9 protein-coding genes are annotated in these 12,058 nt (G+C 33.4%); 4 read left to right on the forward strand and 5 right to left on the reverse strand.

Annotation, left to right across the window (positions count from 1 at the left end):
• Positions 1-31 precede the first annotated feature (31 nt).
• The 3 genes from thiI to HMPREF9402_RS08605 form a co-directional block, all read right to left on the reverse strand.
• A complete protein-coding gene (gene thiI / locus HMPREF9402_RS08595) occupies positions 32-1,261 on the reverse strand; it encodes a tRNA uracil 4-sulfurtransferase ThiI (protein WP_006785358.1) in 1,230 nt (409 codons plus the stop codon).
• Positions 1,258-2,403 carry a cysteine desulfurase family protein gene (locus HMPREF9402_RS08600; protein WP_009607150.1) on the reverse strand — a complete coding sequence of 382 codons (1,146 nt, stop codon included), beginning with the start codon at positions 2,401-2,403 and terminating at the stop codon, positions 1,258-1,260. The genes thiI and HMPREF9402_RS08600 overlap by 4 nt, the downstream gene beginning before the upstream one ends.
• 397 nt (positions 2,404-2,800) lie before the next feature.
• Complete coding sequence (locus HMPREF9402_RS08605) at positions 2,801-4,528, reverse strand: septation ring formation regulator EzrA (protein WP_009607149.1); 1,728 nt, start codon at positions 4,526-4,528, stop codon at positions 2,801-2,803.
• Between the two features lie 150 nt (positions 4,529-4,678).
• Between HMPREF9402_RS08605 and HMPREF9402_RS08610 the strand changes: the two genes are divergently transcribed.
• Together HMPREF9402_RS08610 and rpsD are read left to right on the forward strand one after the other, a co-directional pair.
• Positions 4,679-5,161, forward strand: coding sequence for a GAF domain-containing protein (locus HMPREF9402_RS08610; protein WP_009607152.1), 483 nt, complete (start codon positions 4,679-4,681; stop codon positions 5,159-5,161).
• Between the two features lie 293 nt (positions 5,162-5,454).
• Complete coding sequence (gene rpsD / locus HMPREF9402_RS08615; protein WP_009607141.1) at positions 5,455-6,054, forward strand: 30S ribosomal protein S4; 600 nt, start codon at positions 5,455-5,457, stop codon at positions 6,052-6,054.
• 49 nt (positions 6,055-6,103) lie between these two features.
• On the opposite strand, the gene HMPREF9402_RS08620 is transcribed toward rpsD, so the two are convergent.
• The gene (locus tag HMPREF9402_RS08620) at positions 6,104-6,994 is read right to left on the reverse strand and encodes a LysR family transcriptional regulator (RefSeq protein WP_009607142.1); all 891 of its coding nucleotides are present in this window, start codon (positions 6,992-6,994) and stop codon (positions 6,104-6,106) included.
• Between the two features lie 116 nt (positions 6,995-7,110).
• Between HMPREF9402_RS08620 and HMPREF9402_RS08625 the strand changes: the two genes are divergently transcribed.
• Positions 7,111-8,142, forward strand: coding sequence for a YeiH family protein (locus HMPREF9402_RS08625; RefSeq protein ID WP_006785351.1), 1,032 nt, complete (start codon positions 7,111-7,113; stop codon positions 8,140-8,142).
• 347 nt (positions 8,143-8,489) lie between these two features.
• On the opposite strand, the gene HMPREF9402_RS08630 is transcribed toward HMPREF9402_RS08625, so the two are convergent.
• The gene (locus HMPREF9402_RS08630) at positions 8,490-10,922 is read right to left on the reverse strand and encodes a glycoside hydrolase family 38 C-terminal domain-containing protein (RefSeq protein WP_009607143.1); all 2,433 of its coding nucleotides are present in this window, start codon (positions 10,920-10,922) and stop codon (positions 8,490-8,492) included.
• Positions 10,923-11,098: 176 nt separating this feature from the next.
• Between HMPREF9402_RS08630 and HMPREF9402_RS08635 the strand changes: the two genes are divergently transcribed.
• Complete coding sequence (locus HMPREF9402_RS08635) at positions 11,099-12,007, forward strand: AraC family transcriptional regulator (RefSeq protein ID WP_009607135.1); 909 nt, start codon at positions 11,099-11,101, stop codon at positions 12,005-12,007.
• The last annotated feature ends 51 nt before the right edge of the window (positions 12,008-12,058 follow it).

Consider the following 12,058-nt stretch of genomic DNA (forward strand, 5'->3'; position numbering starts at 1 on the left):
GCTAAAAGAATTTCTTCTTTTAGCTTTTTTTTTAGAATAAATCATTTAATGCACAAACGGCATTATCTTCTAACTCAATCATTTCTCCGGCACGTACTGTGATAATTTCTGTTTCATCAATACATTTTTGCACTAATGATTCGAAATCAAAGTTTTGTTCAAACTCAATACATTTTTCTAATGAAGGGTTTGTTGCAGGATGTTCCGGAACAAAGACCGTACAGCAGTCCTCATATGGACGAATTGAAATATCATAAGTATCGATGTGTTTCGCAATCTCAATAATTTCATTTTTATCAAGTGTCGCAACTGGACGAATAATTGGCATATTCGTAACCGCATTGATGGCATACATACTTGCTAAAGTTTGTGAAGCAACTTGTCCTAAGCTTTCTCCATTTGCTAAAACTAAAATTTCACGTTTTTTAGCGATTCCTTCAGCAATACGATACATCATACGACGCATAACTGTCATGGTATAGCTATTTGGAATGTTTTCATAAATAGCTGTTTGTAATTCAGTAAACGGAACAACGTGTACGTTAATTTCATCTACTGGCGCATAATGTGCATTTTTCTCCATTAAGTCTAATACTTTTTGTTTTGATCGAACTGATGTATACGGTGGTGATGCAAAGTGAATCGCTTCAATTTCAACTCCACGTTTTTGCATTAAATATCCCGCTACTGGGCTATCAATTCCACCAGAAATCATTAAAAGACCTTTCCCACTAATTCCAACAGGGAATCCACCTAATCCTTTAATATGTTCTGCCATGATGAATGTTCCTTCACGACGAACCTCAACAAATACTGTCACATCTGGATGATGAACATCTACCGATAAATGTTCAGTATTAATTAATAAGTGAGCTCCCACTCCACGTGAAATTTCACCTGAAGTCATTGGAAATTGTTTTTGAGCGCGCTTTGTTTCGACTTTAAATGTTGTAGGAACTTGTGGCATTTCTTTAATAATCTCTAAAGCTAATGCTTTCATAGCATCAATATCATTTTCACAACGAGCACATAAGCTATATGACTGTAATCCAAATACTTTATCTAATTGCTCTGTCACTAATTCTGGCGCCGTTCCATTTAAAATAATATAGAAACGATCACGTGTGATTTCATACGTAATGTTTTCTAACGAACGACATTTACGACGGATAATACGGTGTAAGGCATTTTTAAAATACTTACGATTCTTTCCTTTAATTGATAATTCACCATAGCGAACTAATATACGGTCATAAATCATTTCATCATTTCCTTCCTCATTTGTACAACGACAAGTTTTAGTGCATTTATGAATTGTGTCGCTTCTTCAAGTGTTGACGTATTAGCAAAGCTTAATCGTACGCTATCTAAAGCCACCTCTTCACTAACTCCAAGTGCTAGTAAAATTCTTGATGCTTGAGCAGACTTTGACGAACAAGCTGATTTAGCAGAGATATAAACATCATGTTCCTCTAAAGCATGAACTAATGTTTCCCCTTTAATATTCTCAACAGCAAAATTAATAATGTATGGTGTTAATTCAGGATAGCAGTCATTTACCGTTACTCCGTCCATCGCTTTTAATTCTTTTACTGTATAGTCATATAATGATTTAACATGATTATAATTTGCATTTAAAGGCTCAATCGCTAATCGCAAAGCTTTGGCTAAAGCTACTGCCCCTGCTACATTAATCGTTCCTGAACGAAGGCCATACATTTGATGACCACCTGTAATTTCAGGAACAAGTTTTAAATATTGATTCATTACGAGAGCTCCACACCCTTTTAAGCCATGAAACTTATGAGCAGATAATGATAATAAATCAATATTCATTTTATCCATATCAACAGGAATTTTCCCTACACTTTGAACAGCATCAACATGAAATTTTATTTTTGGATATTTTTTAATTAATTGTCCAATTTCATAAATTGGGAAAATCATTCCCATTTCATTGTTAACATGCATACAAGAAATTAAAATCGTATCTTCACAAATTGCTTCTTCAATTTGTTTTAAAATTTCTGTTTTAGATTTTTTTACATCAATGAAAGTTACGCGAAAACCTTCTTGTTCCAGGTCTTCGGCTGTTTCATAAACTGAGGCATGCTCCACTGGGGTTGTAATGATATGACAACCACGATTTTTATAGGCATGACAGACACCACGAATGGCTAAATTATTACTTTCTGTTGCACCAGATGTAAAAATCACTTTATGTTGCTTAGCATTCAATAAAGATAAGGTTTGTTTTTCTGCTTGAATTAATAGTTGTTCAGCACGAGCTCCAAAGGCATGAAGTGAGCTTGGGTTTCCCCAGAAGTTCTGATTAACTTTTGTAAAAGCTGTCAACACTTCTGGATCAACTGAAGTGGTCGCGCTATTATCTAAATAAATCATGGTCATTCTCCTTCCGACATAAACATCTCACGCCCATTTTAAACGTCCATTCTTACTACTAATCTCACTATAAATTAGTGTATTTCACGTTTCGACATTATACCACATTTATGATAGAATCACAAATGACGATTTTCGTAAACGTCTATGATAAATAAAATGGTCATTCTATGATTTGTTTACATTATAAAATATGAGGAAATAAGGAGCTTTGCGAGAAAAAAATTAATTTCCTCCACTACTAACATATGTTGTCTTACGGAAAAAATCTCTCTTTATCGTTATTATCTCCCACTTAGACTGAATTATTTCCATTTCACTACTTCAATCGTTTCAAATAAAAAAGACTATCTATCAAAGTTATCCTCCTTGTATAGATAGTCTCCCCATTTACTTTCTATAATAAATAACAATCTAATTCTTGTTTAAACTGATCAAATGTAAAATCAAACGCTGAACCTTCTAATGTTTTAATTAAATCTTTCATGTTATGAATCACTGTTTCATAATTTCCTTGTCTGAATTGATCTTCTGCAATCGTTAAATCGACCACGTACATGCCTTCACGGCCAATATAACGATGTCCATAAACCATTAAACGCTCTGCTAATTTTAATTGCTGAACCTCTTTTTCAACTTTAAAACTGAGCATTTGAATCATATCCTCAGCGGTTTTTAATTGCTCCTCAATCGCCGTAATATTAATTGGCATTTGCCCAATCGTCTCAAATAATGACATCATCATTTGATTCGCTGAGCCCATCATTTGTTTTATCTCGTCATTCTTAACTGGTAACTTCACTTGTTGATAGTATCCTTTTAAATCATTAAAGGCTTTTAATAACTTAAGCGCACGTTGACGAGCCTCTTTTTCCCCCGCATATAAGTTTTCAATTTCATGTTCAAATATGTTTAACTGTTGTTCAATCTCATCCATTTGATTTAAAATCTCATCTAACTCACGACAAAGAATTGAATTGGCCGTTTGTTTTTGTTGCGCATTTTTTTCTAAAAATTCATATTTATTCGTGATAATTTTAACCTCATTTAAAATGAAATTAAAGTTATCTTCATCTTCTTCAGGTAATGTATAATTTGATTTGATATTATCATAACGTTGACTTAAATGATCGGCCTGTTTATTCATTTTTGAAATGGACTCTTTAACTTCTTTTAATCCACCCGTTAAAGAATCTTGAATCTCTAATTCCTTTTTCATGAATGTAATCATTTGTTTCGCATCTTGACTCATTTCCATCAAGCGTGTTTCGATTTGCTCAAATTCAAACTGTTTAATTAAATCCGTCATTTGTGATAACTGTTCTTTATAAATCGATATTGTTTCTTCAATTTCTAAATGTTTTAAATAGACACCTGACTGTGTTAAGTTTTCATAGCTTTTTAAAACATCTTTTAATAAAGGTCGAATCTCAGTTTTAATACTCGTTAAATAAATCGGTACACGATCAAAAATAATCGTTACTTTTTCCATCTCTATTTTAATCGTCGCAATGGTTTCATCTGCTACATCATAATTACAATCTTCCATACATTCATTAAATTTAAAAAATAAACTTTCAATGTCTTTAAATAACTGTTTAATTTCTTCTTTAAATTCACTAAATTGATCAATTTCCCCCTCATATTGAATCTTTAACTGTTCAAAGTGTTCTTTTAACCCTAAGACGTTTGAACGACTACGTTCTTCTGATTTTTTTAACTCCTTAATTTCATTTAATAAACCCTCAACCTCTTGATTGAGCTCCTCTAATTGTTGATGTGTCTCCTCTAATAATTCATCAACCTCTGAAAAGCTACGTTGTGACACCAACTCTTCCGCATAAATAATTTGTTCCGTGACAGTAATAAATTGTGCTTCTAATTTCCCCCAACGTTGTTCCCATTGTTGCACCATTTTTACAATGCGTTCACTCTTTTTTGTACTGCGTAACTTTGCTAACTCAAACGGTACCGTCTTATTAGATATCTCATGTTTGAAATAATCAAGCTCATCGATTTTCGTATAATACTGTTTCTTCTTTGAGACAATAATGATTGAATATAATAATACAGTCACGAGAACAATGACCATTACAATCAAGAGTATTAACTTAAAATCTCCCATAGTATCCTCCATCACGATTATTAATAATTATTTTTTATCTTACAATAATATCATAATTTAATCAAAAAATCCTATTCTTTCTATGTTTTTCTTATATTTTTTGTTATAATTTTCTCCAACTTATAGATTAAATCTCAGGGGGAATTTAAGATGTTTCAAAAAGAAGCTTACACTGGAACTTTAGAAGAAAATTACGAACTCGTTTTAGCACAATTAAAAGCTTTAATTGCAGGAGAATCGGATTTAATTGCAAACCTCTCTAATGCATCTGCCTTACTAAATGTATTTTTAGAGGAAATTAACTGGGTCGGATTCTATCTCGTAAAAAACAACCAACTCGTACTAGGACCCTTTCAAGGACTACCAGCCTGCATTCGTATTCCATTTGATAAGGGAGTTTGTGGTTATGTTGCAACAACAAAGCAAACTGCATTAGTTCAAAATGTTCATGAATTTGTTGGCCATATTGCTTGTGATAGTGCAACCAACTCTGAAATTGTCGTTCCGATTATTAAAGATAACGAATTAATGGGGGTCCTTGATATTGATAGTCCGCTTTTGAATCGATTTTCAAAAACCGATCAACATTACTTAGAAAAATTCGTTCAAATTTTGGTTGAATCACTTATTTAAACCTTTTTTTGTAGAGATTAAATGGTAAATGTATGAGATAGGGATTTTTTGTTGACAATACAAATGAAAGTTGATATTATACTTGAGTGCGTATATTAAAGGCAGCTGTTTATCAGACTATAACGTTTAGATTAAACCTCAGTAAAGCTTGGCTTGGCTGATGGCATATCGTATAACCTTTTGGCTGCAAAGGCGAGGATATGAGATTTTAATCTATCTTATAGGTAAAGATAAATTTTCTCCTTTTTTGATATGCAAAATCAAATTTCTTACAAATTAAAGGAGGTATTAGCATGGCTCGTTATACTGGACCAAGCTGGAAAATTTCTCGTCGTTTAGGATACTCTATCTTAGAAAACGGAAAAGAATTACAAAAACGCCCTTATGCACCTGGGCAACACGGACAATCTCGTAAAAAAATCTCTGAATACGGATTACAATTACAAGAGAAACAAAAATTACGTCATGCTTATGGAATGACTGAGCGTCAATTCCGTCGTACATACGATAAAGCTGGTAAATTAGCAGGTAAACATGGTGAGAACTTCTTATACATGTTAGAATCTCGTTTAGATAACTTAGTTTATCGTTTAGGATTAGCTGCGACTCGTCGTCAAGCTCGTCAATTAGTAAACCACGGACACATTACTGTAGATGGAAAACGCGTTGATATTCCTTCTTACTCAGTAAAACCAGGACAAACAATCTCTTTACGTGAAAAATCAGCTAACTTAGCTGTAGTTAAAGCGTCTTTAGAGGCTACTATCCACCGTCCAGACTTCGTAACTTTCGATGAAGCTACAATGACAGGAACTTATGTACGTTTACCAGAACGTTCAGAAGTATTCGCTGACATCCACGAAAACTTAATCGTAGAGTTCTACAGCCGTTAATCTTTAATGGCTCATTAAAAAAGACTTCGGATTTTCCGAAGTCTTTTTTTTATTTTACTGGCTCATATAATTCCTGTAATAAAGCCATAAAAATTTGAACGCGTTTACTCAAAACAACGCCATCTTTTGTCACGTAATAAAATAATCGTGATAATTGATATCCCTCATCTTCTAAATACTCAATTCCCTCAAACTTTTGTTTCTTCATTAACGTTGAAGTAAAGGTAACTGAGGGTTGCTGTCTGAGCGTTTCTTTAATAATATAGTTACTCCCCAGAATAATTCGACGATACGGTGTAATTCCATAATTCTCTAAAAAGAAATCAGTTCTCTCTCTCGTCCCTGATCCTGACTCTCGTAATAACCATACTTGCTCATTAAAAAACTGATGATAGTGTTCTGGATTGTTTGGAGGAACTAAACTACTCGTGTAGGCTACTTGTAGCACATCCCGATAAAATGGGACTCGATTCAATTGATCACTTTCTATCTCAGTTTCAACTAACCCAATCTCAAGCTCTAATTGATTCACTTTATTTAAAATAGACTGACTATTTTCAATGGTAACTTCAAAACTGAGGGCAGGATATAACCTAGATAACTCTCCAAGAATAGAAGGTAGCAGATACTCTCCAATCGTCAAACTAGCTCCAATTTTTAGGGTTCCTTTAACTTCCATTGCGTGTGATTTAATTTCATTAATCATATCATCATACTGATGAACAATTTCTTTTGCACGTTTAAATAAAATTTCCCCATCTGATGTTAATAAAAAGTTTTTTTCTTTATTAGATCGCAAAATAAGTTTGGTATCAAGTTGTTTTTCAAGTCCTAAAATATGCAAACTAACTGCCGGTTGTGATAGTTTTAACTTCTTTGCCGCCTTTGTAAAGTTCTGATTTTCGACTACCTGAATAAATGATCTTAATTCATCAATCATATTTGACACCTCTATTATTATTTTTACTTATTGTTAGCATTATAACAATTAATTTTACTTATAATAAGACCTGTTATATACTAATAACGTAGAACTTAGATGAAGGAGCGTTTTAAATGAAAACTCGAAACTTTATGCAACAAAAGTTTGTAAACGTTAAAGAGCTATTACCTGGTCTTATTGTCTGCATTATAATCGGGTTAATTTCCAAATACGTTGGAACCTTTGTTCCAGCACTCGGAGGTGCGACGATTGCGATTTTACTCGGCCTATTACTTGGGAATACAGTTTTAACACATAAAAGCTTCTATAAAGGGGTTCGTTTTTCAGAATCTAACTTACTTTCTTACTCTATTGTTTTATTAGGCGGAACTTTAAGCTATAAGGTTATTTTACAATTAGGTGTTTCAGGTGTTAGTTTCATCGTACTACAAATGATTTTAACCATTATTTTTTGTATCCTTGTTGGAAAAAAACTTGGATTCTCAGAAGATTTCCGCTTATTAATGGCAGCAGGTAACGCTGTCTGCGGATCTTCAGCTATTGGAGCGACCGCACCTGTTATAAAGGCAAACGACGTGGATAAATCTATTACGATTACATTAGTTAACTTAACTGGAACCATCTTAATGATGATTTTACCCTTTTTAACCTCTATTCTTTATGGAAATGAAACCATTAAATCATCAGCTTTAATCGGAGGAACCTTGCAATCAGTTGGCCAAGTTGTTGGAAGTGGTTCAATGGTTAACCATGATGTGTTACAATACGCGACCATCTTTAAAATTGTCCGAATTATTTTCTTAGTATTTGTTATTTTATCATTTGCTAAACTGAAAAAAGATGAAGAAAACCATGAAGCAGAATTACATCATCAACAACCAAAAGCAAAAATTAAAATTCCATGGTATGTCATTGGATTCTTTATCATGTGTTTCTTATTCAGTGTTGGAATCATTAATGAAAATATATCACATGGATTTAAACAAATTAGTAACTATTTAGAAATCTTTGCATTGGCCGGAATCGGAATGAGTGTTAAATTCAAAGATTTAATGAAAGCAGGCGTCAAAAGCGGGATTTACTGTTTATTAATCGGAATTGCCCAAATTATGATCGCCGTTGTTTTAATCGGGATTTTACTATAAAATTTTTTAAGGCACCTCATGGTGTCTTTTTTTGTTATCTTATTATGAACCTACTGACAGATAAAAAAGTTTTTATTGTCCTTTTCTTTCTCAATTGATACTAGTCTTAACGGCAATGGTGGCTGTATTTATTTTTTTCTTCTGACACTAAACGAAATCATCACATAAAAAAATCCGTTTAATCAAACGGATTCTTTCTAATGAATCTTTCACGATAGATGGATTTGAGTCGGTATGACGACCCTTTATAGGGAGAACCTAACCTCTCAAAGAGAGAAATCCTCCACTGTTAGGGTGATTCGTTAAAGATTTTTACGCTATGAAAAACTTAACGCTACTTATATATTTTAGTCGATTCGATAATTGAGGAATCCCATATTCATTTCATGATTTCTTCTTGTTAAATCTTGCTTACTTTCAATCTGATTTGACCAGCTCACCGCATAGTTCAATTCAATAAATCCAGCTAATGATACTTTGAAATTTGTTTCCCAAAGATTATTCATCAGCCATGAGTAAAGTTCATAGTCAGTCGCCTTCGTATACTTAGGATGATATAATTTTTTTGCATTTTCATATCTTAAGGGGGACGTATAAATTAATGGGGTGTCCGGCATGGCGATGCTCATTCCATAACTGCCTTTTTTTAATCCAACCCCTTCTTGAACCAAGTAATAATCACAATTTGTTCCCAATAATTGATCTTTCTTCAATTGAACAGTACATCCTGTTTTCTCTGCAAATAAGTCCATTTTTTGCTGATTATAAGCAAAAGGTAGCGCAACGTAGAGACTTTCAGGATCCCAAACACTCATCTTGTTTAGAATAACTTGAACCTCAACTTTACAAATATCATGATAAATTTTAAGCTCGACCTTTGCGAGTGTTGTTCCCTCTAATTCTAAATCCAGTTGAATCTTTCCATAAATCTCTCCTATTTCATTGATCGTAATCTGTTTAATGTGTGCATAATATACCTCATGATTTGCTCCACGCATATTCCGCCCGAGTCTTGAACGCACGCTATATTGATCCGATGTCGTTTGAGAGTAAGCTTTTGAACATTCATAAATAGGCATAAATGCACCTGTTTCAGATGAGGGATCTAGCAATTCCACCTGATTTACTTTATCATACCAACTTATAATTCCATGTTGTTTGTTCCACGAAATTCTTACATGCCCATTCTCATAGGTCTGATCATACTTAATAACAGCTCTTTTATCCTCGTATAAAAATATATCATCATACCCTTGGACACAGGCTGATTCATTCTTAATTTTGATATAATGCACTGGATGCTCTCGTCTTTCCACCCAAAAGGTTCGTTCTTCATTCGCTTCTAATGTGGCAATAAAATGGATTGCCTCTCCTCTTGGCTGACGTTCAATTTGAGTGGCATATTCATTTCCTAAATCATCAACGACGACATTAATCAAATTTGAAGTTTCCCAGTAATCTAAAAATAATTTTACACACTCGGTGACTGTTCGCGAATGAGGATTTATCACTTTAAACTTTGGCTCTCGATTTGGTTTTAAACTCGTCATCCCTCTTGCCTCCAGAACATTTAAATAATTTCTAATCGCTAATTCATGCGCACGTGCAGCATACGATGATTTTTTGTAATCCATTAGGTTAACCAGTGAATTCCAAGGATTTGTAATCGAAGCAGAATGTCCCCATGTATGTTCCGCATACAACATTAACATTTCTTCACATTCATTAACTAACTTGTTGTCACACAGATTTTCATCTATCATCTTTGTCATTTGTAATAAACGTTGTGCTTCTTTATAGACTTTTACCGCGTTTGGTGTACTTCCTACACCAAACGCCCACCAATCTGGCCAATCCCCTCTATACGTTTGGATTTCAACCTCACTCGCCCTGACACGATCAAATAATTCCTCAAGCGTCGACATCTTAATTATAACTTCATGCGAAAAATTCTCATTCCACCACTGTACAAATTCCAATACCTCAAGATTAGCTGAACTATTATCCGTTGGGAGTCCATGAACGGTAATCGGAACAAAGTTATATTCATAAGCTTGATCCTCTAATGATTTAAGGTATCGATACATACGTTTATGCCCATATTCTTTTAATTTATCTTGCGTAAAAGAATCTCGAAGTTCATCCTTATGAACATATGATCCTGTTGCTGTTTTTACAATCCCAAACTCATTCCCAAAGTGATAATGCTCCCCATTCCAGACTAACACTTTATTCCCCTTTTCGGACTCCCAATAAAAAGGCATTAACTTCCTAAATAAAGGATACATTCCATGATGAGTATGAACACAGGATAATAAATTTTCAATTCCATTCTCAGCTAGTGCATCAACAAATCCCCAAGAATAACCGTTAATATCGGCTGTCATGGCACATCTAACCTCTTTTTCAATGCTCTTTCCATAATCAACAGATTTTTTGATTTGATTCTTTAATACCTGGTCATCAATTAATTCTGTCATATTTAAATAGCTTCCCGTCAGTTCAATTCCACCATTTTTCACACATGTTTCAAAACGCTTTCTCCATGATTCATCAACTCTTCTTAAAAAAGTTTCAACACCCCAAAAGGCCTCACATACCCATTTAAAATCTTTCTCTTTTCCCTGAACTCTTAATCCCTCTAAAATCTCAATGACCTGTTTAATAAAGTTCACATGATAAAACTCAATCACTTCTTGACTTTGCGTATATCCAATATCAGTGTGTGTATGATGAATTAATAAAACTTCCCATTTTTTCGTTAATTTTATTTTTGACATATCAGTTCGCTCCTTAGCCTCTTTGATAGATACATTTTTTTAATATTATAAATCCCTCTAACACTCTCTCTTTTCATTAAGCGCTATCTCGAATATAATCTTATTATAATAAACTATGGTAAATATCAAATAATCCAGAACGAATAAAAATTTGACCTATTGTGCAAGGAGCTATTATGGGAATTGATAAATTTTATATCTTTAATTTAGTATCAGATATTTTAATTCAGGAAAAATTCGGTCGCTTTGTGATAACCATTAAACCAGATAGTCTATGTAAATTTGATCAGATCTCTCCAACTAATAAGGTACACCGTCACGATTACTACGAACTTTGTTTTGTGATTGAAGGAACAGGAGAATATCTTCATGGTGACAAACTTTATAATTTAAATAAAGGCGATATTTTTATCTGTAACCCTCTTATTGAACATGAGATTAGGCTCAAAGCTTCCATTAATGGAACTTATTCATCTGAGCTTTATTTAATCTTTTTTGTGATTACCCTTGATTACATTCATGCTATTTCACCTACTCATTTTCCCTCTATTGAAGAAAAAATTCTTCATTCTTTTACTCAGCAGCATGAAATAGTTGTTCATCATTGTGATAACATGTTTTCTTATATCGATTTTTTAATGAACCACATCGGGCCTAATACGCTAAATAATTATGGCATTTACAATATGATGAAAACAATGGCCTTCGAGGGTTTATCTTTATTATGTTCCAGTCAAAATAGCCATCCTCTCGATGCGAATCGCTATCCAAGTGAATTTAATCAATTGCTCATGTTTATCAAAAGTAATTTAAATAAACCCATTACCATTCAAGATTTAGCTAATGCTTCTTATATGTCCCATCGAAATTTACATTATCTCTTCAATAAATATGTCCACAAAACGCCAAAAGAATATATTAATACTCGTAAGATTAATCTCGCCAAGCTCTATTTACGAATGAACTATAAAGTAGGCGAGGTTGCCTTACTTGTTGGAATTCAAGATGTGGGTCAATTTAGTCGTCTCTTCAAAAAACAATGCGGAATTTCTCCTAAAGCCTTTCAACAATCAAAGGTAAGTTAATTCATAAAAAAAGAAATCGTGAAAAAATTAAACTTTTCTCACGATTTCTTT

This window comes from Turicibacter sp. HGF1, from assembly GCF_000191865.1.
GTDB classification, from domain to species: Bacteria; Bacillota_I; Bacilli_A; order MOL361; family Turicibacteraceae; genus Turicibacter; species Turicibacter sanguinis.